Origin of the sequence: Tardiphaga sp. 841_E9_N1_2 (assembly GCF_051811065.1) — a bacterium.
GTDB classification, from domain to species: Bacteria; Pseudomonadota; Alphaproteobacteria; order Rhizobiales; family Xanthobacteraceae; genus Tardiphaga; species Tardiphaga robiniae.
Genome location: NZ_JBPWQC010000002.1, coordinates 25175 through 51105 on the forward strand (window position 1 = coordinate 25175; position 25931 = coordinate 51105).

A 25931-nucleotide genomic window follows, 5' to 3' on the forward strand; every position below is an offset into this window, starting at 1 on the left:
TGTGACCATGGGGAATGCGAGATGACCGAAGTTGATCGTCAAATACGCAATATCGATCCCGACTATTTTGACCTGCTCGTTACGGCCCTGTCAGGTTTGTCGAGCATTGCGCAGCTAGCGACTTCGTGGAGTGAGTATCGAAAGGTTGGCAAACGCAACCGGAATGAGGCACAGCAGGTCCACATCCGCGAAAGCCTAAGGCAAGTTCAGCAGACTCTAGACGATCTATTCCACAATACGCGAGAAGCCGTACGTCAGCTCGAGCGAGCCCACATCTCAGGCACCGGCGGAACGGCCATTGACCACAAAGCGGCGGGCTTCGGCATTAGACTGCCTCTTAATCAGCAGGAGATGCAGGCTCTGATGCAGCCCCTCAACTCGGTCAGCAGCGCGATTAACACCCTGAAGGTGCAGATCGTGAGTCTTGAGATGGTGCTTGCCGCTTTCGGCGTGGATGGCGAGGAGAACATAAACTTCGATATGGCCTTGTTTAACGATGATCTGAACGTTGCCCTCTTTGACTCGCGAGACATCGGAGAAATGCGCGATCGTATATTCATACTCGAACGCCGAGCAGACGATTTCTTGCGCTCAGCTCGGAGAGTTCTCGCCCCAAATTAGCGAAATCGACAGCGGCCACGGCGAGGCCGATACGGCCGGACCTTCAAGGACACCTAGCTAGCTAGGCACTTCAAAACGCAGTTTGGGGTCGGAGCGCTCGGTGAGATGCTGCCGGGCCTCCTCCTCAAGGTAAATCGTCAGCGCCATCTGATCGAGCCCAAATTGGGCAGCCATTATCGGCGCTGTTCGGGCAGGCCAGTTGGTCCAGCTGTCGCGATCAGCTTTTGACATCTCAAAGATCACGCTACAAAGTCAAGTTCTCCCCATCGGCGGTTCATTCTACTCGGTAACCGCGGAGAATTCCTGATCGATGCTCTGTGCTTCAATGCAGCGGAAGGGCTTGTGGTGGGCGAGTCGAAAGTACGGGTCAGAAAGATTGTGTCCGAAACTCGCGATTGCATTTTTTGTGCGGGGTTGCGCCCTGCGACAACGGTCGATCACCAGCCGGCACGATCGTTATTCGATCGCAGAGAGTGGCCAGAGGGTTACGCCTTCCCAGCCTGTGAACAGTGCAACCAGGCTTCGAAGGATGCGGAGCATAAGCTCGCGTTATTGGTCCGCGTGAAGTCTGAACGAGAGGACGATCCGACCCGCAGACAGGAATTCCGCAAGTATCTCGCAGGGATGCGCAATAATTTTCCCGGCCTGCTCAAGCCCCTCTCCGCAAACGACAAGAGAAAATTCTTCAAATCGTCAGGTATACAGCGTGCGCCTGGCCAGTCTTTGGCAGAGCTGCACGCTGTGGGGATCGAAGCAAGATCGGCTGAGAATCTCTTCGAGACATCCATCGAAAAACTATTGCGAGCCCTTCATTGGAAACACACGGGCAAAATTGTTCACGACGCACTTGGCGTCAATTTCACTTGGTACACAAACGCATATTTTAGTGTTTTCGAGAACGATGAGGATTCATCATTCTATAAAGCTTTACCAGCAGCACCGCGTCTTGCTCGCAATAGTAAAGATTTATCCGAGCAGTTTTTCTATCGTTATGGGCGAGACGATGCAGGCGATATCTCCGCGTTTTTGATAGCGTTCCGAGACTCCATTATCGTCACCGGCATTGTCACACAGTCAGCGGAGATGCTGCAGGAGATCCGATCGGTAAATCAAACGGGTGAGATCAGCGATGAGCGATGACCAGATCCGCGCCATGGTAGAAAACAACATCTACATTGCGAATGAGCACAATAAGATCATCCGCGAAAAAACAGACGATGAAGCTCAAGCCTTCATGGATGCACTGTTTGAAAGTTATGAGGTCGTTTGGGGCGTTTGGCAAAAGGATGATGGAGGATTCGACATGTTTCCGCTCAAGGGCGACGACATTTTCCGAGCAGCCACTGAATTTGGAAGAGCTGCGCCGCTCAAGATGACCGCTATAGTGTGCTCCGAAGCAAAGGGCCACGCTGCGAAGGCCCGAGCAGCGCGCAATAACGACCTACCATCACCGCGCCACCGGTGACGAGAGCCACCGTCGAGCTCAGTGGTGATCGCTTTGCCTGCCTGTCGCTCCGTGTCACGCGTGTTGCCACGGCAATCCGGCTTTGTGCGAACCCTTGACGCGATGGAAACCGGCGCCAAGCTCTTCGGTAAGCCAGTATTGCTGGGTCACGGCGACGAACATTTTTTTCGCTAACACCCTTAGTAAGGGAGCGCGAATACCAAACATGCTCACAGCTAATGGTTTATGGCTACACCCTTGTGCACGCTGTGCGGGTCTTTGTGGATCCAGACAGTCCCGGCGTGTTCGGGCTTATCGTTCCGGAAAACCGTACAGGCAATTTATCAGCGGCGCTGGTCGGATCCCCGCCCCGGCCCTGTTCGAGACCGACGACCTTCGCCAGCATCGGGTTGACGGGCTCGCTCGATGCAAAGGATCACTGCTTAGACCCGGCCCACCCATTCACACCAGCGCTATGCGGTCGGCAGATGCGTCAGCGTGGGGCGGGCCGGTCAGTTCGCGGACGGCGCCGAGCGACACAGCCGCTTGAGCAGCTGGCGGCTGTCGCTCACTGGCCGGTTTCCTGCCCTGCCCGCGCCAGCTGGCGTCTTGGCTGAGCAGTATCGCCACCATCGCGCCGGCATCCCTACTGCACAGTTTTGGCGCGGCGGTGAGCGGCGCCGGAATCGTTCGGGCACGGATGGCGGCATGCCGCAGCGTAAGTCGGCGCGGCGCTTATTGCCATAAAATCGGCCCAAACCGCCCCAGGTTATGGTTAATAAAAACGAACGATAATGTTGCCTTATCGTTCGTTTTGCCAATAGTCGCTGGCATGAGTCCTGACGCCCCCTCCAGCGCCGAATCCGAGACTTCAGACGGCGCCGCTCTGCCTGACGGCGCGGCCGCCGCCGGCGATCGTGCGGTCGCAGACCCGGCGGGTGACGGCCCCAGCACCCTGCCCGTCCCGGCCAGAGATCTCCGGATGCCGCCGCAGCTCGCCCGGCTGGCCGACCGCGCCCGCGACTATGTCGATGCCGCAAGCTCCGCCAATACCCGCCGCGCCTATGCCGCCGACTGGACGCATTTTGCCGCCTGGTGCCGCCGCCATGACCTCGAGGTGCTACCGCCCTCGCCGCAGACCGTCGGCCTTTACGTCACCGCCTGTGCCTCTGGCGCCGCGGTCGCCGATGGCCTGCCGAATTCGGTGTCTACCATCGAGCGCCGACTGTCGGCACTGAGTTGGCATTGCACGCAGCGCGGCACTGCGCTGGACCGGGCCGACTGCCACATCGCCACCGTGATGGCCGGCATCCGCAACACCCATGGCGCCCCGCCCCGGCAGAAAGACGCCGTGCTGCCCGAGGACATCATCGCCATGCTGGAGACGCTGGGGCGCGGCACCCTGCGCGGGATGCGCGACCGCGCCATGCTGCTGCTCGGTTTTGCCGGCGGGCTGCGGCGCTCGGAGATCGTCGGCCTCGATCTGCACCGGGACGACACCGAGGACGGCCGCGGCTGGGTCGAGATCTTTGAGAAGGGCATGCTTGTCACTCTGCGCGGTAAGAACGGCTGGCGCGAGATCGAGATCGGCCGTGGCTCGTCGGATGTCACCTGCCCGGTCACGGCGCTGCAGACCTGGTTGAACCTCGCCCGCATCGGCCACGGCCCGCTGTTCCGCCGGGTCACCGGCCAGGGCAGGGAGGTCGGCCCGGATCGGCTGCACGACCAGGAGGTCGCCCGGTTGGTCAAGCGGGCCGCGCTCGCTGCCGGCGTCCGCGCCGATCTGGATGAAGGCGACCGGGAGAGCAAGTTCGCCGGGCATTCGCTGCGCGCCGGCCTGGCTTCCTCCGCCGAGGTCGACGAACGCTACGTCCAGAAACAGCTCGGCCACGCCGGCGCCGAACAGACCCGGAAGTACCAGCGGCGCCGAGATCGGTTCCGGGTCAATCTGACCAAAGCGGCAGGGCTGTAGTCAGAAGTCGGTCATCCTCAGGCGGAGGTAGCTGGGCCGGGACGCGATTGAAAATCGACGAGGCGCTCATTATAGTCATACTAGTCATATTAGTTAGGGAGCGTGGTTGTAATGTCCCAAACAGCTTCAACAAGCGGGTCGGACCTGTGGACCGTTGCAGGCGCAAAGGCGAGGTTTTCCGAAGTGATTGAGCGAGCCCAAACCGATCCGCAAATTATCACCCGGCATGGCAAACCCAGCGTCGTCGTTGTCTCGGCTGACGAGTGGGCGCGCAAGACCATCCGAAAGGGCTCGTTGGCAGAGTTTTTGATGCAGTCGCCACTCCGAGATTCTGATCTCGATCTGGAGCGTCTTCACGATCAGCCACGAGACATCGATCTGTGAACGTGTTGCTTGATACCAACGTGCTCTCGGAAGTTCGTCGACCTGCTCCGGACCTAAAGGTTCTAGGGTGGCTGGATGCGTTAGACGAAGACCGGGCCTTCATCAGCGTCGCGTCAATCGCTGAGTTGAAGCGCGGGGTGGCGCTTATGGATGAGGGCAGGCGCCGTGACACGTTGTCGGTCTGGCTCGCTGAGGATTTGCCTGCTCGCTTCGGTGAGCGCATCATCCCGATCGATTCCCAGATTGCTGAGCGCTGGGGGGATCTAATGGCTTACGCGCGAAAGAGCGGTGTAGCGCTCTCTGTCATGGATGGATTTTTCGCCGCGACGGCTCTCGTCCGCGAGCTTGTTCTTGTCACGCGCAATACCAAGGATTTCGTTCCACTGGGGGTGCCGGTGTTCAACCCTTGGATCGACGAGCCTTCGATATGATGCACGTGAGGCTTCCGAAGCAGTCGGTGGCCGTCTGGCAGTTCAGTTGTCAGCGTACAACTCGGAGGAAAACGGCGTTCAGTTGTACGCGTACAACAGGTGTGGCGGTACTATCTGCGGCCACGCTGTTAACCGCTTGTTAACTCAATAATACTTGCGGGGGCGCAAGAATCGGGCATTAGTGTGGATCAGCGCATTTTTGGGCCAACTGCTCAAATTTCCGCAGATGCAGAGATGATCCGATATGCCGATTTCAAAGTCCCTAGACCATAATTTCCAAGATTTGCGGTCACTCATCAACGCAGATGCAGAAGAGCTGTCTACACGCTTACGCGCTCAGCAACTTCGTGATTTTCCGCCGGCCGCTGAAAAGACTATCCGCCGATTTTCCTCAGCTGAAACGGCCCGCTTCATTGGCATCGCTGAAGGGTATTTGCGGCAGCTTGTCGCTGAAGGGAAGGGGCCGGCTGCGCCGGCTAACAGCCGCCGAAGTTACTCGATCGAGGACGTCGACGCCCTCCGCAGCAATCTCGATGGCGCGAGCAAGGGGGGGCGTCGCTACGTGCCTCACCGGCGAGATTCTGAGGCACTCCAAGTCATCTCCGTCATGAACTTTAAGGGTGGTAGCGGTAAGACCACCACCACGGCTCACCTCGCCCAATACCTTGCTTTTCGAGGTTACCGCGTCCTTGCAATAGACCTCGATCCGCAAGCCAGTCTTTCGACCCTGTTTGGACATCAGCCCGAACTCGATGTCGGCGAGAACGAAACGATTTATGGCGCTATCCGCTACGACGCTGAACGCCGCCAAATGGCGGAGATTGTGCGTGGTACCTACATTCCCAACCTCCACCTCGTCCCGGGTCAACTCGAACTTATGGAGTTCGAGCATGAGACGCCAAAGGCGCTGATGACGAGGCAGAGCGATGATTCAATGTTCTTCGCGAGGATTGGCGAGGCGTTAGCGCAAGTCAGCGACGCGTATGATGTTGTCGTGATCGATTGCCCGCCGCAGCTAGGCTTTCTCACACTGTCGGCACTCTGTGCTGCAACGTCGGTTTTGATCACCGTTCACCCACAGATGCTCGACGTAATGTCGATGTCTCAGTTTCTTAATATGACCGGAAGTCTGCTCGATGTCGTAGCAAATGCCGGTGGCGCAACCCAGTACGATTGGATGCGATACCTGGTTACCAGGTACGAGCCTAGCGACGGCCCACAAACGACAATGGTTGGCCTCATGCGCTCGATTTTTGGTTCGCGCGTGCTGACCCACCCGATGGTGAAGAGCACTGCCATTGCGGATGCAGGGCTCACTAAGCAAACCCTTTATGAGGTTGAACGACAGCAGTTCACGCGCGGCACGTATGACCGGGCAATTGAAGCGCTCGACGAAGTGAACGGCGAAATCGAAGGACTGATTAGACAGGTCTGGGGCAGGAGCTGATTATGGCGCGAAAAATCAACTTCGACCCACCTGCAAGCGAAGACGCCCCGGCAGTAGCCGCACCGGAAGCGCGTGAGGGGACAGCGCTACGCACGCGCCCTCTCCTCGGGCTTGAGCGCACGATCAAGCAGTCGGGCGCGCTGGGTGCCATATCACAGTCACTGGGCGGCATTTCGGAGAAGGTCAAACGGGCGGACGAAATCGAACAGAAGCTCATCGAAGGGCAGGTTATTGTCGAACTGGATCCTGGCCTCATCGATAACTCGTTTATTGCAGACCGGATGGAGGGAGCAGAGGAACAATTCGCAGCGTTTCGCGAGCTCATCCGCCAACACGGTCAGAATGTTCCTATTCTTGTTCGTCCCCACACTCGAGAACCGGAACGCTATGAAGTCGCATTCGGTCATCGCCGCCTGAGGGCCGCTCGCGAGCTCAATATCAAGGTGAGGGCAGTAGTTCGACCCCTCACGGATGAGCAATTAGTTATTGCACAGGGTCAGGAGAACAGCGGTCGTACGGATCTTACCTTTATCGAGCGAGCGCGATTTGCTGCGCGCCTTGAAGATCGTAAATTTTCGCGCGAGGTCATTATGGCTTCGCTTAACGTCGACAAGGCTGCTCTTTCCCGGCTTATCGCCGTGGCCACTCGTGTGCCCGCATTGGTGATTGACGCTATTGGACCAGCGCCGGCCATCGGCCGTGTGCGCTGGCAGGAGTTAAGCGACCTCCTACAAGATGACGACAAGCGCGGCCGGGCTGTTGAAATTGTGAACTCACCCACTTTCGCTGCGATGGACACTGATCGACGTTTTGAAACGGTTGCCGCTGGCGTGCGCGGGCGGATAGCTCGCGCACGCGCCGAAGCTTGGACCGCCGATGACGGGACCCAGGCCGCCAAAGTATCGCGTGAGGGTAAGAAGCTTACCCTCTCATTTGACGATCGCGTTGCGCCGAAGTTTGGCGACTTCGTCAAGGAGCGGCTGCAGAAGCTTTATGATGAATTTAAAGCCGGCGACCAGTCGGCGTGAATCCCAGCTTGTCCGGCGGAATGAGCCGACCGGATCAAGACCCGCAACCAACCCGGAGAATCAAAGGCAAAAGAAAAGGCCCCCGAAACGTCACCGTCCCGGAAGCCTCTGTCGTGTTTGGCGACTGACAGAGAATCACCTCCGCGAATCGTAGTCAAGTCTCTCGTGAGAGACGGCGTCGTTTTGACGAGCGCATTTTCTTTGCCCTAACTGAGGCAATGACATGCAGTCACATTCCCCCACGACGCCCTTTGGGCGGCGGTCGCTGACGCTCGCCCATGTGGCAAGCCAGATGGTGGCCACTGAGAGGCCACCTGAGAAGGTCGTGCACAAATGGAAGGTCTATCAGACCATCTGTGCCGCCCGACCAAGGCTCGCGGTTTCCGAGCGATCGCTCTCGGTGCTGAACGCGCTCCTGACATTCCATCCCGAGACCACGTTGACGGGTGAGGGCGATCTGATCGTCTTCCCGTCCAACCATCAATTGTCGTTGCGCGCGCACGGGATGCCGGCATCCACGTTACGGCGTCATCTTGCCGTGCTGGTCGATGCCGGCTTGGTCGTTCGGCGCGATAGCCCGAACGGCAAGCGCTACGCCCGCAAGGGTACCGCAGGTGAGATCGAATTCGCCTTCGGCTTCGACCTGTCTCCGCTGGTTGTTCGATCGGAAGAGTTCGCAGGCCTCGCCGCCGAGATCCAGGCAGAAGCGCGGGCGCTCAAGCTTGTCCGTGAGCGGATCACGCTTTGCCGGCGGGACATCGCCAAGATGATCGCTACGGGCATCGAGGATGATGTCCCGACACGCAGCGGAGGGCAGGGCCCCGCCGACTGGCAGGAGGTCCACACGGCCTTCCGCTCCATCGTGGATGGGATTCCGCGCACGGCGACCAGGCAAGAGTTGGAGCCGATCGCCGAGGAGCTTTCGCAGCTTGCTGACGATGTCCTCAATCTTCTCGAAACACACATTAAATCCAAGAATACGAGCGCCAATGAGTCCCATTCCGAGCGTCACATACAGAGTTCAAATACAGACCCCCTTATTGATCTTGAACCTAGCCTTGCAGAAGGCAGGGCTGAAATTCTCGAGACAAAGCCGCGGGCAGAGGCGAGGGTGGAAGCGACCTATCCGTTAGGGATGGTGCTGAACGCCTGCCCCGACATCGTCGATTACGCGAAGAGCGGAATTGCGAACTGGCGCGATTTTCTCGCCACCGCCGCGGTCATCCGGTCGATGCTGGGGATCAGTCCAAGCGCTTGGGAGGAGGCCGAAAAGGTGCTCGGAGAAACGCCGGCCGCGATTGTTGTTGCGTGCATCCTGCAGCGCGGCGAGGCGATCAGATCCGCCGGCGGCTACCTGCGCGGGTTGACGCAGAAGGCGAGGGACGGGGAATTCTCACTCGGTCCGATTTTGATGTCGCAGATCAATTCGAAGCTTCGTGAAAAGCGGCGGGCGTGACGCATGGCCGATCAGCTCACGAGTAATCCGCTCAATCGGGCGCGCGAGCGGGAGCGGGGCAGCATCGACAAAACCTGTTCCGCGCCGGAACAGGTTACGGGGACGCGGGCATCGGTAAAGCCGCAAGTGCTGTTCTTGAAGAGTACAGCACTAAACGATGACGTTGGCCGAAACTGTTCCTCTCCGGAACAGTTTTCCTGCAAAGTTTGGTCTCAAGAAATGTTCCGAAGTTGAACAATTCTTCGCACCGGCCAGGACGGGGGAGTGCAGCCATGAGCGGCGCGCAACTGCGTAGCGACCTGCTTCGAATCGTGAAGCAGCATGCTAATTGGGAGCAATTCGGATTTCGGAGTAGGGTGGGTTGAAAAGTTCGATTGCTTCCCCTCGTTGGATCAATCTGCGCTCTGCGTTAGAACACGTCGTGACCTATCGGCACTCTCCGCCGCTGGCTGAGACCGCGCTCCGTGATGCTCTTGTGAATGCCAAAATCGCCTCCCGCGCAGCACTCTATCATTTGGTGCCGCATCGATTGGTAAAGCAGGCGGCACCGCCGGTGGCGCGTGACCACTATCTCACGCCTGATCAATGGAAACATTTTGTCGTTGATTGGGGTCGTTCATCTGTATCGCAAAAAGAGTCCACGAGCGTGACCCAGTGGGGCGTGTGGGAAACCAGTGGGCGGAAATTCCCGGCGGCGACGATGTACAGTCCGTCCATCCAGGCTTTTGGCGTCGTGATTTCCGAACCGCATTTGTATGCGATCTGGCCGGCGACTGCCGATACAGCCCCGCCACCCTTAGCGGCCGCAGAACGGAAAAATGCCGGCAGACCAAAGGGCACGGGCTACCAAGCCGCCGACGCCGCGGCTGTGGACGAAATGCACCGTTTGATTGAATCGAGACGCGCAAAGTCCGCAACCGATGCCGCTCGCCAAGTGGTGCTCGGAGGGTTGTTTGCACTCGAGGGAATTACGAAAGAGAGCATTATTATTCGGTTATCGCGGCAATATCGGAAGCGCTATCAGAGCCTTGAGTAACGCCCCATTATTCTTCGTTTTTCTCAATTATTCTTCCTGTTCGCGGCAGCACCGGCTGGTTCATCGTTCGACTCGCAGTCAATCACTGACAAGAGCGGAAGATGGCCCCAACCAAAGATAATATGCTGCCAGCGCCAGCAGTATGGAAGCGTTACGGCAAAACAGACCGGACGCTGGCTCGCTGGCTGAACGACGAAACTCTCGGCTTCCCGAGACCCACGCTGATTCGTGGTCGTCGCTATTTTTATGAAGTCGAGATCATCGAATGGGAACGGCGGCAAGGGACCATGTCGGCGGCCGGTGGATGTCAGGACGAGACTCGTGACTGAGAGTGTCTCTTTCATAACCCTTCCCGCTGCATGCAGGCGCGCGCCCCGCGAGGGTGCGTCGATCCCCCAGTCGCCCGAACGGAACGAGCGTCGATGACAATTATCAGAAGAAAACACAATTCTCGCTACGCAGCGTTCCCGAACGCGGTCTGGGAAGACGGTCGGATCGGCGCCGATGAGAAGGGCGTTTTAGGTTACCTGCTGTCACGCCCGCCCACTTGGAAGGTGAGTCTTTCGCAGGTCGGATATGTGATGAAAGTCGGCAAAGATCGCATGCAGCGGATCTTCCGCTCGCTAATTGCTGCCGGCTACGTCACCCGGGAAGTTGTCCGCAATGAAACTGGCGTAATCGTCGCCCTCGAGTACGTCGTCCGTGACGAGCCCGAACCGGTAACGGACATCGATGATGAGGATGCCGACGTCGTCACAGAACCTGTGGCTTTTCTACCTCAGCCTGAATACCCGGCTCCGGCTGACCCGGCGCCGGGTAAGGCGGCTGCATATAAAGAAATGAAAGTACTAAGTACTGATTATATTAAACCTTCTCTTCTTGAAGCGAGCTCTACTGCTGCGCGCGCGCGACCCCCTTCAACTTCACCGCCTCTCCAAACCCAGGAGCTGCAATCGCAAGTCGCCAGCCGGCTTGGCGAAGGCGATGTCGAGCTGGGTTGGGGAATGCTCCAGAAACTTAGCCCTGGCAGGCTCGACCAGCTTACCGCTCAGCAGCGATCGGGCAGACTATCTGAAGAAGGCCTGGCAAAGGTTCGGCTTGAGCTGTTGGCCGGGAGGGTCTCATGACAGGCAGCATTTCAACGGACCGTCTGTTTCGCCTGGCGGACACACTGCGCAAGGTCGATGATGCCGATGCGAAATTGCTGGGCAAGCTCATCGAGGGACTAGTGCGCGTTATGGAAGACGATGGGCGATCTGACCAAATAAAGCAGCTAGACACACCAGACACAGCTGTGCCCGTTGTTCGCTCCGATCCGTTCGAGCGGCCCGACATGCACCCCTTACTGGCCGCCGTGGCGTCGCGTCTCCGGGTGCGGCTCGGCGATGATAAGTGTGCCGCCTGGATCATGAAGCTGAGCTTTGTTGACGAAACGGCGGATATCGTGACGCTGGCGGCGCCAAAAAGGTTCACAGCTAACTACATCACCGCCCAATTCGGTGTGCCGCTGCTCGATGAGTGGCAAGCCGAGCAGCCCAGTGTCGTGCGGGTGGTGGTTCGCCCTGTCCAGCATCAGAGTCCTGATTAACTGATGTGTGCCGCTGAAGTAGGCGAGGGCAGGGTGAAAGAAGGCCCGTCAATGCGCCTCAATCGGCTTGATGGCGCCTCACATGCCCAAACCGGCTCTTGCCCGCTCTCGCAGCGCTGCGGGGCAGGGCACGACAGCAGGTTTTTGGGGAGGCCCCCCGGGCGTAGGGACCGTATGCTCGGTTTTTTGCATTACACGGGGTCGCAGCCCCTGGAATTTCGCCAGTAGATCACCTCGCAAGCGGTACACGCGAACACTTGTGATGCACGCGTCTGCACGCATTGCCCAGTCGCCCCCGTGTTGATTGTTCGAAAGAGACTCTTCTAGAGGACAGAGCGACCAGCGGCCACTGTATACGGTGCGATCATGTTGCCGGTGTGCAATAACAAATTTTGCTGCGAAACAGAGACCGCATCCGCTTGGATGCGGATGCTTCTGGAAGAAAGACGGCAGTATCAAAAAACTAAGGACGAATCCTCATATGCAAGTAGCAACTCCGCCACCATCAATACGATTGATTAGTCCGGCTCGAAGCGCGGATGGGCGATGCCGTCGAGCCCAGTTCTCAATACGGTCGCTATCAAACGGCGACTGTCCTTGGGGCGTCGTCACAACCGCTTGCCCTAGTGCATTGCCGCCCCGCCTCGCTCATCGAGCTTCTGGGCTGCAATGACAACCTCTAGACGATTTCGGACATGAAGCTTCTGCATCAGCAGTGTCATGTAGTGTTTCACCGTCTTCTCGCTAATGCGGATTGTTAGCGCGATTTCCTTGTTCGTTTTTCCATGAAGGAGAAGGCGAACGATTTGCTGCTCGCGAATGCTCAGTTTCACAGCTTCGGCAGCCCGACGTCGTAATGACGTATCTCGTAGCGCTGCAATGACACGGCTGGCAAAATGTTGTGTGATGTAGGTTTCGCCCGAATGCGCAGCTGTGATGGCGTCGATAAGCTCGCGTGAGCTACTGCCTTTCAATACATAGCCGGTAGCGCCGGAGTCGAGTGCGCGTATCGCTGAATCGACACCCGTCGCAGCGGTGAAGGCTATAACCTTTGTCGAAGGCGACGCGCAAATGGCTGCCGACATTGCAGTATAAATATCGCCTGGCATGTTCAGATCGACGACGATGACCTGCGGCGCGTTTCGTGTGCAAATGTCCACCACATCATTCGCACACACGCCTGTAGCAATGACGTCAAATCTACCGGACCGGAGAAGTAGCGACGATATCGCCTCAATCATTAATGGATGATCATCCACCAAAGCGACGGACATTAAACTCATCACAAGCCTCGCAAAACGCTGAGGATTTCAAATCAAGTAGGACTAATATGTACAAATACGCATGCTAGTGTGCATGAACAATGAGCTAAACTGTGCACGCTTTAGAGGCGTTGTAAATGTCGAATTTAACTTAGCGTTAAGCCCAGCACTAGCTGATTATACGTTGCTATTTAAGGTTGTGTTGGCGTTGATGTTTTTGATATTGGAAGTGTTACGGTCACTGTCATACGGTCATCTTGCGGTTCGACGAAGAAGCTGCCACCAAGCGCCGTCACTCTCCTGCGAAGGCCCAACAACCCGAGCCGCGCGCCTCTGCCAGACGAAGGTTTAGTGCTGAGTTCGGTGATCCCGCTGTTGCCCACAATGATCGTCACAGACGATGCATCCTGGATTGCTGTCACATGTTGGTCCTGGCCGTCTCCATGCGCATATGCGTTGTTCAGACATTCCTGAACCACACGAAACACGCATACTTGAAGTGATTGTTCTGGACGGAAAGATAATGAGTCGATCTCGCATGTCACATTGGTCGCCGTGTTTCGTTCGTGGCGCGAAACTGCGAGCTCAATTGTCTCGGCGCAGGTGAGCCCGTCAAGCTCCGGCAACACGAGGCCGGTTGAGATGTCGCGCAGTTCTTTGAGGATACTGGACGTGAGGTCTGTAACGTTCGTCAACAATACACGTGTCGTGTTCGGATTTGTGTCAGCAAGTTCACTCAATTTAAGTGCCAAAACGCTGGCGAGTTGAATGGGACCATCGTGAAGATCTTGTCCGATTTCTCCTAACAGGCGTTCGTTGGAGTGCATGGCGGCGAGTTTTACGGCTTCGGAAGTGCGGCGCAGCTGATCATTCTGCGCTGCAAGTGCTTGAGCCTCGTCAATTCGTTTTTGAAGCGAGAGCCGCTGACCCGAAACAATGGCATTGGCGCGCCATACCGTCACAAACAGTATGATCATCATGGGGGCGGTAACGGCGCCGACAATGCTGGCTGTGGTCACCCTCATCGTCTGTAGTTCGGCGGTGAAGCGCGCTCCACTATTGTATACTTCTCCAACTGCAATGACGTCGCGACTTCCCGTCGCATAGATTGGTGCGTAAATCTCGATCAGCGGTCGTTCGAATGGCTGTTCTGTCTGATGTTCTGCATCGTCCGTATCCGCAAATCCACCAAAGGCCTTACCGGCAAACGCCGCATCCCGTTCGGCAGATGGAAATTTCTGCCCGATGAGCCGCTTGTCGGTTGCATAAGCCAACGTACCATCTCGTAACCAGACCTTTAGCGCCTTAGTGCGCTCACCCATGGTTGTCTTAAGCAGATTGTCCAGTGCTAGTGCTGTGTTGGAAGTTAGCGTCGAGGACGTTGCCAGCTCCTGAAGGGAGGGGCCAAGGAATACGTCGACCAGAATCGCGCCTTCCTCGGCTGCCGTTTCCATCATGCTCGTCTCAAGCTGGCGCGAGATGAAATACGCGAGCAAAGTCATGGAAATGACGATCGTCAGCGTGGCGGCGATGAAAAATTGTCGAAAGAGGTTTGACTTTTGACCGATATCGGGTCGGTGCCAGATCATTGCGAGGTTCCGCTTTGAATAATCGGGTTACTGAAATCGCGTTTGATTTGCTTAGTCAGACTTAGAAAATTGAGGTAGGGCGGATAAAGCCGAATTTTCAAATTCTTCTAAAAGCGATCACTGAGTGGAGCGTCAGGATTGGGCTGTCGCATCTTATGCCTCCGTCGGATCGGGAGCTGTTCCACGTAAAGCTAACTCGCCGATCGTGGGTCCGATACAAAGCCAAATAGAGAACATGAGCGGCGGACGCACTGATCCAGAGCGGGTTCCTGCACACAAAGACCATTCTCCCTTACAGACACAAAGGTCGTCAGACCAAGGTCCTATCGTGGTTGGTCTTCAGTCCGAGTGCTGCTCGGACCTTGTCCCCTAAGCAAGCAAATACGGCGGCCCTAGCGTGGAGATCTGATGCCAGAGGGGCCAGCCATCACCACCAGCTTGATTTTGACCTCCGTTGAACATCGAAAACTGTCGGACGGAATAGTCGTAGACGGGCTTAAGGGTGAAACGACTTACATAGGGAGAGCAATATGGCCAATTATATCAAGAGCGATCTGGAATTCATTCTAGAGCAGATCAAGATCGCCGAAAAGCACGCTGCCTATGTTGCCAACCCGAATGATCCGAACGCTGCCCCGCTCTACGGTGTAGGCGATGCCGGTCAGGTCGGCTCGGTTCCCGCGTATACCCTGAGCCTTGGGCTGCGCACCGTCGACGGCTCATACAACAACCTGTTGCCGGGCCAGGAACATTGGGGCGCGGCCGATCTGCCATTCCCAGAATTGCTCGATCCGGTGTTTCGGCCGGCCCAAACCATCCCGCCCGGCTTCGGCCCCCCAGTGCCGACCAACTACAATCCCTCCAACAATCCTGGTTCGATGGTCTTCGACTCCAGTCTGCGCACGATCTCCAACTTGATCGTCGACCAGACCCTGGGCAATCCGGCAGCCATCATCAAGGGTTTGCAGGTTGGCGGTCTCGTGGCCGCGGACCTCACCAACGTGGCCCTGGTGCAGGCCATTTACGACATTTACAAGCCGGTCTCCAATGCGGAATACCAGTCGCGCGTTGTCATGGATAATGCCAAAGCAGCGGCAAACGCCCTCAGCGATGGCAATCCGGACACACCCCCGACTCCCGCCGAGCAGACTGCGATAGATACGCTGGCAGCGGCGACTGCCGCGCACGATGTCGCGGTTTTCAATCTTGAAGCCGCGAGCATCGTTCGCGATGCGGCGCTTGAGCCGTTCGGAATCGTCATGGATGGCGATAACGTCAGAGTAACCAACGTGGCACCTGACGCAGGCCTGTCGGCTCCATTCAATTCTTGGTTCACCCTGTTCGGCCAGTTCTTCGATCACGGCCTTGATCTCGTGAACAAGGGCGGCAGCGGCACAGTGTTTGTTCCGCTGCAGCCGGACGACCCGCTTTATGTGGCGGGCAGCCCGACCAATTTCATGGTGCTGACACGCGCTACGGTAGGCCCCGGTGCCGACGGCATCATGGGAACGGCCGACGACACCCGCCCGGTCAACACCACAACGCCCTTCGTTGACCAGAATCAGACCTATACCTCGCACGCTTCGCATCAGGTTTTCCTGCGGCAGTACGCGATGGGTGTGGATGGCAAGCCGCACGCCACTGGTAAACTCATCGAAGGCGGAGGCGCTCAGCCGGGCGGCATGGCCACTTGGGCCGAGGTCAAGGAACAGGCCAAGATGCTTGGCATCCTTCTGACCGACCAGGATGTTGGCGCTGTGCCACTGCTCCGCACCGACGCCTACGGCAACTTCATCCCAAATGCCGCCGGGTTTGCCCAGATAATCACCGGCGTTGGCGCCGATGGCGTTCCCAATACTGCCGATGACGTCGTCATCTCCGGCACCTTTGCCGCCCCGGTCGGCCTCGCCAGCGCAATCCGCATCAACGCGGCATTCCTGGCAGATATTGCCCATGACGCGGTGCCAAATGGCATTGCGGACGGCGACATTGAAATCGGCCTGCTGAACCCCGGCAACAACCCGGCGGTCTATGACAACGAATTGCTTGATGCGCACTTCATCGCCGGTGACGGCCGTGTCAACGAGAATATCGGCCTGACTGCCGTGCATCACATTTTCCACTCCGAGCACAACCGTCTGGTCGAGCACACCAAGGAAATCGTGCTCGCCAGCAAGGACATGGCCTTTATCAACGAGTGGCTGGACATCGATCTGACGCAAGCGCAGGTCAATGCCATCCCGACGAACCCGGCCGCCCTTGCAGCCTATGCCGCTACCTTGACCTGGGACGGCGAGCGCTTGTTCCAGGCAGCCAAGTTCGGCACTGAAATGCAATATCAGCATACGGTGTTCGAGGACTTTGCGCGCAAAATCCAACCCAATATCGACTTCTTCGTAGTTCCGGACGGGTATCACGCGGACATTAACCCGGCCATCGTGGCTGAGTTCGCCCATGTGGTTTACCGCTTCGGCCACTCCATGCTGACCGAGCAGATCGACCGGCTGGATGCTTCGTTCACCAATGATCAGATCAGCCTGATTGAAGGCTTTCTCAACCCGATCGAGTTCGATACGGGCCACGCCGTCGCCGACAGCATCGCCGCTGGTGATATCATCCGCGGAATGACGCGCCAGGTTGGCAATGAAATCGACGAGTTCGTCACCAGTGCGCTGCGCAACAATCTGCTGGGGCTGCCGCTCGATCTGGCCACCATCAATCTCGCGCGCGGCCGGGATGCAGGCGTTCCTTCGCTAAATGCTGCTCGCCGCGAGTTCTTCGAGGCAAGTTCGCACGCGCCAGAACTCAAGCCCTACGATAGCTGGGTGGAGTTTGCCGGCAATCTCAAGAATGAAGCCTCGGTCATCAACTTCATGGCCGCCTATGGCCTGCACAGCTCGATTACTGGCGAGGCAACGATTGAAGGTAAGCGCGCTGCGGCGATGGCCATCATCTTTGGCACGCCACAGTCTATCCTCGATAACCCGGCGACTGCGGCGAATGAAGCCCGCACGATCAGCGTCCCGGCTGACGCGGAGGATTTCTTGAACGGCACCGGCGCGTGGGCCAGCTTGCCCAGCGGCGTCACGACCACCGGACTCGACAACATCGACCTGTGGATTGGTGGTCTTGCCGAAAAGATCCTGCCGTTTGGCGGCATGCTCGGCTCGACTTTCAACTTTGTGTTCGAAGTCCAGCTCGAGCAACTACAGGACGGCGACCGGTTCTATTATCTGCAGCGCCTGGATGGCATGCATTTCCTGTCGGAAATGGAAAACAACACCTTCGCCAAAATCATCAGCCTCAACGCGGACGCGGGCCATTTGCCCTCCGACGTCTTCTCGACGCCCGGCCTTATTCTGGAAATCGACCGGACTAAGCAATGGAATCCCGGCCTCGGTGAAACTGCCGGCCAAGACGGCATCCTATTGGACGATCCGAACACAGCGATCGACGAATCCGCCGACAACCTGGGTAACGATCCGACCGGCGGCAGCATTCTTACCCCGCTGGTTATTCGTAATAACCCCGGCACGGTTGGCCCGGATTCGAACTACCTGAAATATACCGGCGTTGAACACGTTCTGCTCGGTGGCACCAATGGCAACGACATCCTGATCGGCAGCGAAGGCGACGATACGCTCTATGCCGACGGCGGCAATGATCGGCTCGAAGGCGGCGCGGGCAACGACTCCTACTTTGGCGGCGACGGCGACGACATCATAACCGATCTGTTCGGCGACGACATCATCCGCTCCGGCGCAGGACACGATGCCATCAATGCCGGCGCGGGCGTCGATCTGATCGTCGGTGACGCGGGGCAGGACTTCATCGTCCTGGGTGCGGATATGCTTGACGAGGCCTTTGGCGGGGTCGGCAACGACTTCGTGCTGGGCAGCAAGACTACCGAGCAGACACTTGGCGGCGAAGGTGATGACTGGATTGAAGTCGGAGCCTGGACCGGCGCGGTCGGCGATAACTTCGACGACCAGTTCCAGGCCGACGCGGTCAAGGGTCACGACGTGTTCCACGGCGACGGCGGCTTCGACGAGTTCATCGGCGAAGGCGGCGACGATATCTGGTTCGGCAGCCTCGGCCGCGGCAAGTTCGACGGCATGTCCGGCTACGATTGGACGACTTACGGCGACATGAACTTCGCGGTGGATGTCGATCTCGCCCGGCAGATACTTCCTGGTGTTCCGGTCCTTCCAGCCAATGTGGCACTAGACACCTTCACCCAGGTGGAAGGCGCTTCGGGCTCGACCAAGGATGACGTGATCCGAGGTACCGACGTCACCGCCGCGGATGTGCCGACCGAAGGCTTCCGCGGCAGTGCCCTGGATGCCGAGGGCATAGCCCTTATCCAGGGTTTGCAGCAGCTGCTGGTTGGAGCCGGGGCAGGCTCGTTCGATGCCCAGGGCAGCTTTGTCGGGGGCAACATCCTCCTCGGGGGCGCCGGCAGCGACCTCATCGAAGGCCGTGGCGGCGACGACATCCTCGATGGCGACAAGTGGCTGAGGGTCCGCATCGCGGTCATGTCCAGCTACGACGCCAATGGTCCGACCGGTAACACGGTCCTGAGCTACCACGACTCGATGACGACGCTGGTTTCCTCGGTTTTGTCCGGCACAGTCAATCCCGGGCAGCTCAAGATCGTCCGCGACATCGTCTCGGCGACTGGAACTGGCGATACCGACACCGCGGTCTTCTCTGATATCAGGGCGAACTACACGATCACGGGTAATGCGGATGGCAGTATCCGGGTGGAGCATCTGATTCCCGATGGGGCAGGTGGGTTCACACCCGGTGGTCTGGATGGCATCGATATCCTGCGCAACATGGAGCGCCTGCGCTTCTCCGACGTGGAAATAGACGTGCCGCGTCCGCCCACTGACATCCAGTGGAACGGTGTAACGCCGGGCAACACAACGCTCCCCGGGAACGGCACGATTGCAACCCTGAGCGCAGTCGATCCCAATGGTGCAGGTACCTTCACCTACGCCTTGCTGGCCGGGAGCAGCGCGGGCTTTACGGTGAGCAGCGGCGGCACGGTGGCGCGCACCGGCGGCACAATGGGCACGAACGCCACTTACACGCTCAATGTCCGTGTAACGGACGACACCGGGTTGACCCGTGTCGAGACCTTCACGATCAGAACCGGATCGAACGCCAACGATACGATCGCCATAACGCTTACGAACGATCACATCATCTATGGCGGCGTTGCTGGCAACGACACCCTGAGCGGCAATATCGGCAACGATACGATATTCGGCCAAACCGGCAACGACACCCTGAACGGCAACGGTGGCAATGACACGCTGCTCGGCCAGGACGGCACCGACACGCTGAACGGCGGCATCGGCGACGACACCCTGACCGGTGGCGACGGCAACGATATCGTCAACGGCGGTGCCGGCAACGATACCATCCGCTACACATTCGGCGATGACACCGATACCGTGGACGGCGGCGCTGATATCGACGCGCTGGAAATCACCGGGACTGGCGGTGGTGAGACGCTCGACGTGTCCTTCAACGGCACGGCGCTTACCCTATTCGAGGGCGGCACCATTGCCGGCGTTGAATCGGTTACGGCCGACCTGGCCGGTGGCACCGATACCCTGATCTATACGTCGGCGGGTTCCGTCACGGTGGATCTCAACAACGGCGCGGCATCGGGCTTCTCGTTCGTGTCGGGCATCGAAAACGTTACCGGCGGCGCCGGTAACGATACGATCACCGGCGACGGCAATGCCAATACCCTGCTGGGTCTTGGCGGTACCGACACCATCGAGGGCGGTGGGGGCAACGATGCCATCAATGGCGGAGCGGCCAACGATGCGATCCGTGGCGGTTCAGGCGCCGACACGATCACTCAGCTCAGCACCGACGGCCGCGATATCATCGATGGTGGCACGACCGCGATAACCGCCGGCCGGGATACATCCTCGGACACCTACGTGCTCACTGGTGTTGCCGCTGCCGAAGCCTTCCGTATCTATACAAGGGCGGCATGGGGTGCTGTGGCGGGAAATAACCTTTCCTCGCTCGCCGCTGGCACTGAAATTGTGATCACACGCAACGGCACCAACAATGCCTCGGTCATTGCCGAACTCGACAACATCGAGGAAATCCAGATCAACACCACCAACGTCACCGCCAATGACGGCGGCGGCCTGAACGGCGGTGCTTCGAGCGGCGACACGATCACGGTGATCGGCGACTTCAACCTGCCGAACACCAGCCTCAACTTCAGCACCATCACCATCGACGGCAATGTCGGCGACGACACCGTGGATATCACCGCCCTGAGTTCGGCGCATCGCATCGTGTTCCGCTCCAATGGGGGCCACGACACCATCATTGGAACTCTGCGTCCGCAGGATGTGATCGAACTGCCTGCAGGTACGACGGCCGCCGACTACGATGAGACGGTCACGAACGGCGTAACGACCCTAACTAACGGTGCCCACAGCATCAGCTACGTCGCAGCCGGCGCCGGCCCTCAGGTGGGTTCCGGCGATCACGACGATGATTGTGGTGGCGATGACGAAGACAACGAGGAAGCCGGGAATGCTGTCCCGTCAACCGGCGCAGTCCGAACCGGAACCCAGCAGATGGACGTGCTAGTCGGAACGGCAAGCGACGACAACATCATTGCATTCGATGGTGATGACGTCGTGATCGGCAATGCTGGAGCCGATGCGATTTCGGCGGGCGACGGTGCCGACTTCGTCAACAGCGGCGACGGCCGGGATGTGATCTTCGCCGGCAACGGCGACGATCAGGTGTTCGGGGGTAATCAGGCCGACATTATCTACGGCGAATCCGGAGCAGACCGTATCCTGGGTGAAGCAGGCAACGATCTGATCAATGGCGGCGCCGGAGCAGACACGGTGTTCGGCGGTGCCGGCGACGACCTGATCGTGGCGGAGGTGGCTGACGGCGACGATGTCTATTTCGGTGACGATAGTGAAGGCGGGACGGGGATAGATACCCTCAATATGTCGGCGACCACCGCCAACATCACCGTCAATCTGGGCTCCGGCCCGGCCGCCTTTGCCAATGGAAGCGTATCAAGCTCGCAGACCGGTAATGACACGATCTGGGGCATTGAGAACGTTACAACCGGATCCGGGAACGATGTCATCATTGCGAGTAATGCCGTCAACGTGATGAACGGCGGTCTAGGTAATGACACGTTCACATTCACATCCGCGTCGGCTACTAACGGCGACACCATCCTCGGATTCCAGCCGGGCGACCGGATCGACCTCACCGGCATCGATGCCAATATGACTGCAACTGGCGATCAGGCTTTCGAGCTGATCAATGGAGCCGCGTTCAGTGCCGCGGGCCAACTGGCTGTTAGCTTCGTGTCACGAGACGACGGTGACTTCACAATCGTGCAGGGCAACATCGATGGAAACACGGATGCCGATTTCAAGATCGAAATCGCTGGGCATCAGCAGCTGACGGCGGCCAACGTCGGGCTCTAGTCTGCAAGATTGGGAGCGGTGGATCGTTGATCCACTGCTCCCAAACTCGTCCTCTTGAGTTTGAAATCCGGGCGGCATCACAATGGTAAAATCAAAAGAACTCACTCCCGCAAAACGCAGGAGCCTTGCAGAACTCACGCGCGGCTTGCGCGGTATCGTTATTTTCTTGTTCATCGTATCGGGGCTGATCAACGTTCTGGCTCTGACTGGCTCGCTATATATGATGCAGATCTATGACCGAGCCTTGACCAGCGGAAGCATACCGACGCTGGTCGTGCTCTCAGGTCTGGCTGTGGGGCTGTATCTGTTTCAGGGCTGCTTCGACGTCATCCGGTCCCAAGTGCTTGTTCGTGTCGGTGCCCGGATGGACAAGAAGATTGCGCCACTCGCGCACCGGGTCGCGATCGATATGCCGCGTTTTGGCTTTTCGACATCGGAGGCTCTTGAGCGGGGTCGCGATGTCGATACGGTTCGTGGTTTCCTGGGCAGTCAGGGACCGGCAGCACTGTTCGATCTACCCTGGATGCCGATCTATCTCGCATTCATCTATTTCCTTCATCCGCTGCTTGGTGCGTTGACGATCGCGGGCGCGCTCTTTCTGACGGTTATGACGGTTGTCAGCGAAGTGCTGACAAAACGTCTCAGCGTGTCAACACGCAAGGCGGCGCTCGCGCGAAACACGATTGCCGACTGCAATGCGCGCAATGCCGACGTTCTCAAGGCCATGGGCTTTGCCGGGCGAGCTGTGGGTCGTTTCAACGAGGCAAACGGCGAGCATCTGGAATTGCAGACCAAGGCCAACGATATCACAGGTACATTTGCAGCTGTCTCTCGGGTCTTCCGCATGATCCTGCAATCGGCGCTGCTTGGGCTTGGCGCATATCTAACAATCAAGAATGAATTGTCCGCCGGTGCGATCATTGCATGTTCGGTAGCCTCTTCGCGCGCGCTCGCGCCAGTCGATCTCGCGATCGGAAACTGGAAGTCGTTTATCGCAGCACGCATGGCTCATGCGCGGCTACGCGATACGGTGATCGCTCTTGCTGCGGCGGACCAGCCAATGCAATTACCAGCCCCGAGCATGCGTCTAACGGTGGACAAGGCGACCATTGCTGCCCCGGGATCAGGCCAAATTATTTTGAGCGATATCAACTTCGAGATCGAGGCGGGACAGGCGCTTGGAATCATAGGCCCCAGTGCGGGCGGTAAGACCACCATGGTGCGTGCACTGACCGGCATATGGCCGGTGCTGCGTGGAAGTGTGAGGCTCGACGGGGCCGATCTTAGCCAATGGCGCGAGGACGAGATTGGCCAGCACATCGGCTACCTGCCACAAGAAGTTAGCTTGATGGATGCAACAATCGAAGAGAACATCTGTCGGTTCGAGCCGCAGCCGGACTTTCGTAAGGTTGTCGACGCCGCGAAAGCGGCTGGCGTTCATGAGATGATCGTGAAGATGCCGTCGGGATATCGGACCCAACTGGGTCCGCAAGGCGCGGCTTTGTCCGCCGGTCAACGACAGCGCGTCGCGTTGGCACGCGCGCTCTATGGCAACCCCTTCATCGTCGTCATGGACGAGCCGAATTCAAACCTTGACGGCGAAGGCGAAGAAGCACTCACGCGAGCGATCGAGGGTATTCGCGAGCGCGGGGGGATCACGATCGTCATCGCGCATCGGCCAAGCGCGCTTGTGGCGGTGGACCTCGTCGCCATCGTACAGAATGGCCGGATGGTCGCTTTCGGCAATAAGCACGACATTATGACGCCGGGTCTGCAGGGAGCTGCCAAGCCGGTTACAGAAGATCAGCAAACAATGGTCAGGAGGCCAGCATGATTACAGCCAGGGCCACCAAGCAGGAATCCGGACCGGCGAAGCAGAGCCGCGATGATTTTGTCGAGAGCGACAACCACAAGGGAAGGCTTGTTCCGGTTGTCTTTCTTTTATTTTTGGCCAGTTGCGTAGCCTATCTGCGCAGCTTTCTGCCGATTCGCGTCGAAGCGCGCGCGGACGAAAAGCACGAACAGCCTAATAAAGAGAGCAGCGAAGACGGACGCGACAACGAACAACGCGTCGAAGGCGAAGCAGAATCAGAAGAGGACGTAACTGGCGGCACGGAACGGACGCGAGGATCGTCGAGATCCGATGCTCCGGTCCTGCCTAAATCGGAAGAGGGCGTACAGAACAGCTCCGTCACGCATGGGAATGGGCTGGAACGGCCACCTGTTGTGCACCTAAGTTCCGGATCATCGATCGATCCGGAGCGCCCGAAGGATAACCGGCCAGCGGGGCAGGGTGACACCGGGCGAACCGGCGGAGGCGGAGGCGGAGGCGGAGGCGGCGGAGATGGAGACAGCAGAGGATCGGGCGCACAGCCGCAAGGACCGCGTCCACCCCTGATCGACATTCCAAATCCCGGAGGCGTGAATCCAGAGACGGCGCGGAACAGGGCGCCGCGCATCAACGGTCCGGTATATCTCCAAGACATATATGGTTGTCAGGCGTTCTTGATTTCAATGCTCGCTCTTCTGGCAGGCGCTAGCGATGCTGACGGCGACAGTCTTCGTGTTGTCGGCTTGTCTGCGAACTCTGGGAGCGTGAGCCAAAGCGCCGACGGCGATTGGTCTTTTGTTCATGATCAGGGAATGCTCGGACCGGTCAAGTTGACTTATTTCATCACTGACGGGTTCGTCGTTGTACCTCAAGTAGCCTATTTTAATGTCGTGGCAGCGCCACCGATTCTCGGAACCAGCGGGGACGACAATCTTCTTGGTACGCAATGCGCTGATACCATCAACGCTGGCGACGGCAATGACAATATAGATGCGCGCGAAGGCAATGATGTCATTTTCGGTGACGGGGGTGACGACCACATCGTCGCTGGGGCCGGCAATGACGTCGTCTATGCCGGTGCGGGAAATGATCTTGTATTTGCAGGTTCTGGCAATGACATCGTCTTTGGCGGGGCAGGAAACGACCGGATCTACGGCGAAGACGGCGACGACAACTTGATGGGTGAACATGGCAATGATGTGCTGTTCGGTGGCGCAGGTAATGACATCATTCTTGCCGGTGCGGGGGAAGATCTTGCTAGGGGCGATCGAGGCAACGACACACTCGACGGTGGAGATGGTGACGATAATCTCGATGGCGGCGATGGCGCGGACATTGTGATTGCCGGTGCCGGCAATGATTTCCTCGCTGGCGGTGACGGTAACGATACACTTTTCGATGGTGTCGGCCGCGACACCGTTGATGGCGGCACGGGCGATGACTATCTGATTGCGGCTGCAGACGGCGAAGCGGACAGCTACGATGGCGGCGCGGGCATCGACACTTTGGATTATTCGACTGCGACATCCGGAGTTTTAGTCGACGTCGCAAATAATGCAGCGAGCGGCGCGGATATCGGAAACGACCAGATCGCGCGATTTGAAGCGGTGATTGGCGGAAGTGGCGGTGACACAATCACCGCTGGAGCGTGGTCGCTATCAATGGATGGGGCGGCGGGCAACGACAGATTGATCGGAGGAATTGGTGACGATGTCGTCGCGGATGGTGCGGGCCAGGACGTCGTGCAGACCGGGGAGGGCGATGATCGCGTCTCGGCAACCGCTGACGCTGCGAGTGATCAATACGATGGAGGCGACGGCTCAGATACACTGTCTTATGCCACCGCGACCCTCAGCGTCACCATCGACCTTGCGAATGGACGCGCGGACGGCCAGGACATTGGTCACGACCTGATCAATTCGTTTGAAAAAATCATTGGTGGAGGTGGTGACGATCGCCTGATTGCCGGTTCAGGATCGGTCTCCATGACCGGCGGTTTGGGCAGGGATCGTTTTGAATTTCAACGCAGCGATGACGACCATGAGCCGCTCCTGATCCGTAAGATCACCGACTTCACGGTGGGCGATCGCATTTTTGCGGCGACATACGAAATCGCCTATTTGCAAGAAGCGGACGACGGGCAGCAGATCGCGGATATGTTCGACGACATCTATCTGCAGGGTAATCAGGATAACCGACCGGTTCGCTTTCGGTTCGAACATCTGAATGATGGTGAATTTACCGTGGTGGATGTGCATGACCGATCGGATTCAGACGACTTTTTCTCCATCGAAGTCGCCGGCCATCACCAGCTCCAGTTCACCGTTGCCATAAGCTAAA

19 protein-coding genes are annotated in these 25931 nt (G+C 58.2%); 16 read left to right on the plus strand and 3 right to left on the minus strand.

Annotated features, from left to right (window positions below):
* Positions 1-21: 21 nt before the first annotated feature.
* Positions 22-621, plus strand: coding sequence for a hypothetical protein (locus AB8A50_RS30115; RefSeq protein ID WP_439080086.1), 600 nt, complete (start codon positions 22-24; stop codon positions 619-621).
* 57 nt (positions 622-678) lie between these two features.
* On the opposite strand, the gene AB8A50_RS30120 is transcribed toward AB8A50_RS30115, so the two are convergent.
* Positions 679-852 (minus strand): hypothetical protein, encoded by a 174-nt coding sequence (locus AB8A50_RS30120; RefSeq protein WP_439080087.1) that lies wholly within the window; start codon positions 850-852, stop codon positions 679-681.
* Positions 853-966: 114 nt separating this feature from the next.
* Here AB8A50_RS30120 and AB8A50_RS30125 point away from each other — a divergent pair, with 114 nt between their 5' ends.
* The 12 genes from AB8A50_RS30125 (at position 967) to AB8A50_RS30180 (ending at position 11407) form a co-directional block, all read left to right on the plus strand.
* Positions 967-1761: a hypothetical protein gene (locus AB8A50_RS30125; protein WP_439080088.1), complete on the plus strand. Its 795-nt coding sequence runs from the start codon at positions 967-969 to the stop codon at positions 1759-1761.
* Positions 1751-2086: a hypothetical protein gene (locus tag AB8A50_RS30130; RefSeq protein WP_439080089.1), complete on the plus strand. Its 336-nt coding sequence runs from the start codon at positions 1751-1753 to the stop codon at positions 2084-2086. The genes AB8A50_RS30125 and AB8A50_RS30130 overlap by 11 nt, the downstream gene beginning before the upstream one ends.
* An 811-nt stretch (positions 2087-2897) precedes the next feature.
* Positions 2898-4037 (plus strand): site-specific integrase, encoded by a 1140-nt coding sequence (locus AB8A50_RS30135; protein ID WP_439080090.1) that lies wholly within the window; start codon positions 2898-2900, stop codon positions 4035-4037.
* Between the two features lie 111 nt (positions 4038-4148).
* Positions 4149-4421, plus strand: coding sequence for a type II toxin-antitoxin system Phd/YefM family antitoxin (locus tag AB8A50_RS30140; RefSeq protein WP_439065995.1), 273 nt, complete (start codon positions 4149-4151; stop codon positions 4419-4421).
* Positions 4418-4852, plus strand: coding sequence for a type II toxin-antitoxin system VapC family toxin (locus tag AB8A50_RS30145; RefSeq protein WP_439065994.1), 435 nt, complete (start codon positions 4418-4420; stop codon positions 4850-4852). The genes AB8A50_RS30140 and AB8A50_RS30145 overlap by 4 nt, the downstream gene beginning before the upstream one ends.
* 244 nt (positions 4853-5096) lie before the next feature.
* A complete protein-coding gene (repA, locus tag AB8A50_RS30150; protein WP_439065993.1) occupies positions 5097-6299 on the plus strand; it encodes a plasmid partitioning protein RepA in 1203 nt (400 codons plus the stop codon).
* Between the two features lie 2 nt (positions 6300-6301).
* Positions 6302-7327, plus strand: coding sequence for a plasmid partitioning protein RepB (gene repB, locus AB8A50_RS30155; RefSeq protein WP_439065992.1), 1026 nt, complete (start codon positions 6302-6304; stop codon positions 7325-7327).
* Positions 7328-7550: 223 nt separating this feature from the next.
* A complete protein-coding gene (gene repC, locus AB8A50_RS30160; RefSeq protein WP_439065991.1) occupies positions 7551-8783 on the plus strand; it encodes a plasmid replication protein RepC in 1233 nt (410 codons plus the stop codon).
* A 361-nt stretch (positions 8784-9144) separates the two neighbouring features.
* Positions 9145-9819, plus strand: a complete 675-nt coding sequence (locus tag AB8A50_RS30165; protein WP_439065990.1) for a hypothetical protein — start codon at positions 9145-9147, stop codon at positions 9817-9819.
* Positions 9820-9920: 101 nt separating this feature from the next.
* On the plus strand, positions 9921-10148 hold the full coding sequence (locus tag AB8A50_RS30170) for a DNA-binding protein (protein ID WP_439065989.1): 228 nt from the start codon (positions 9921-9923) through the stop codon (positions 10146-10148).
* 93 nt (positions 10149-10241) lie between these two features.
* Positions 10242-10946 carry a hypothetical protein gene (locus AB8A50_RS30175; protein ID WP_439065988.1) on the plus strand — a complete coding sequence of 235 codons (705 nt, stop codon included), beginning with the start codon at positions 10242-10244 and terminating at the stop codon, positions 10944-10946.
* Entirely contained in the window at positions 10943-11407 is a 465-nt protein-coding gene (locus tag AB8A50_RS30180) for a DnaA N-terminal domain-containing protein (RefSeq protein WP_439065987.1), read from the plus strand. Before AB8A50_RS30175 ends, AB8A50_RS30180 begins: the two co-directional genes overlap by 4 nt.
* Before the next feature lie 623 nt (positions 11408-12030).
* Here the strand turns inward: AB8A50_RS30180 and AB8A50_RS30185 are convergent.
* Complete coding sequence (locus AB8A50_RS30185; RefSeq protein WP_439065986.1) at positions 12031-12681, minus strand: response regulator; 651 nt, start codon at positions 12679-12681, stop codon at positions 12031-12033.
* Between the two features lie 179 nt (positions 12682-12860).
* On the minus strand, positions 12861-14258 hold the full coding sequence (locus AB8A50_RS30190; RefSeq protein WP_439065985.1) for a sensor histidine kinase: 1398 nt from the start codon (positions 14256-14258) through the stop codon (positions 12861-12863).
* Positions 14259-14788: 530 nt separating this feature from the next.
* Here AB8A50_RS30190 and AB8A50_RS30195 point away from each other — a divergent pair.
* The 3 genes from AB8A50_RS30195 to AB8A50_RS30205 all read left to right on the plus strand — a co-directional run bounded on the left by AB8A50_RS30195 (position 14789) and on the right by AB8A50_RS30205 (position 25930).
* Entirely contained in the window at positions 14789-21760 is a 6972-nt protein-coding gene (locus tag AB8A50_RS30195; RefSeq protein WP_439080091.1) for a peroxidase family protein, read from the plus strand.
* 82 nt (positions 21761-21842) lie between these two features.
* Complete coding sequence (locus AB8A50_RS30200) at positions 21843-23594, plus strand: type I secretion system permease/ATPase (RefSeq protein ID WP_439065983.1); 1752 nt, start codon at positions 21843-21845, stop codon at positions 23592-23594.
* Entirely contained in the window at positions 23591-25930 is a 2340-nt protein-coding gene (locus AB8A50_RS30205; protein WP_439080092.1) for a calcium-binding protein, read from the plus strand. Before AB8A50_RS30200 ends, AB8A50_RS30205 begins: the two co-directional genes overlap by 4 nt.
* The last annotated feature ends 1 nt before the right edge of the window (position 25931 follow it).

What these genes read in the sequence shown, in the direction of transcription:
- AB8A50_RS30115 (WP_439080086.1), top strand. Translation starts at nt 22, where the DNA reads ATGACCGAAGTTGATCGTCAAATACGCAATATCGATCCCGACTATTTT.
- AB8A50_RS30120 (WP_439080087.1), bottom strand. Translation starts at nt 852, where the DNA reads ATGTCAAAAGCTGATCGCGACAGCTGGACCAACTGGCCTGCCCGAACA.
- AB8A50_RS30130 (WP_439080089.1), top strand. Translation starts at nt 1,751, where the DNA reads ATGAGCGATGACCAGATCCGCGCCATGGTAGAAAACAACATCTACATT.
- AB8A50_RS30135 (WP_439080090.1), top strand. Translation starts at nt 2,898, where the DNA reads ATGAGTCCTGACGCCCCCTCCAGCGCCGAATCCGAGACTTCAGACGGC.
- AB8A50_RS30140 (WP_439065995.1), top strand. Translation starts at nt 4,149, where the DNA reads ATGTCCCAAACAGCTTCAACAAGCGGGTCGGACCTGTGGACCGTTGCA.
- repA (WP_439065993.1), top strand. Translation starts at nt 5,097, where the DNA reads ATGCCGATTTCAAAGTCCCTAGACCATAATTTCCAAGATTTGCGGTCA.
- repB (WP_439065992.1), top strand. Translation starts at nt 6,302, where the DNA reads ATGGCGCGAAAAATCAACTTCGACCCACCTGCAAGCGAAGACGCCCCG.
- repC (WP_439065991.1), top strand. Translation starts at nt 7,551, where the DNA reads ATGCAGTCACATTCCCCCACGACGCCCTTTGGGCGGCGGTCGCTGACG.
- AB8A50_RS30170 (WP_439065989.1), top strand. Translation starts at nt 9,921, where the DNA reads ATGGCCCCAACCAAAGATAATATGCTGCCAGCGCCAGCAGTATGGAAG.
- AB8A50_RS30175 (WP_439065988.1), top strand. Translation starts at nt 10,242, where the DNA reads ATGACAATTATCAGAAGAAAACACAATTCTCGCTACGCAGCGTTCCCG.
- AB8A50_RS30180 (WP_439065987.1), top strand. Translation starts at nt 10,943, where the DNA reads ATGACAGGCAGCATTTCAACGGACCGTCTGTTTCGCCTGGCGGACACA.
- AB8A50_RS30185 (WP_439065986.1), bottom strand. Translation starts at nt 12,681, where the DNA reads ATGTCCGTCGCTTTGGTGGATGATCATCCATTAATGATTGAGGCGATA.
- AB8A50_RS30190 (WP_439065985.1), bottom strand. Translation starts at nt 14,258, where the DNA reads ATGATCTGGCACCGACCCGATATCGGTCAAAAGTCAAACCTCTTTCGA.
- AB8A50_RS30195 (WP_439080091.1), top strand. Translation starts at nt 14,789, where the DNA reads ATGGCCAATTATATCAAGAGCGATCTGGAATTCATTCTAGAGCAGATC.
- AB8A50_RS30200 (WP_439065983.1), top strand. Translation starts at nt 21,843, where the DNA reads ATGGTAAAATCAAAAGAACTCACTCCCGCAAAACGCAGGAGCCTTGCA.
- AB8A50_RS30205 (WP_439080092.1), top strand. Translation starts at nt 23,591, where the DNA reads ATGATTACAGCCAGGGCCACCAAGCAGGAATCCGGACCGGCGAAGCAG.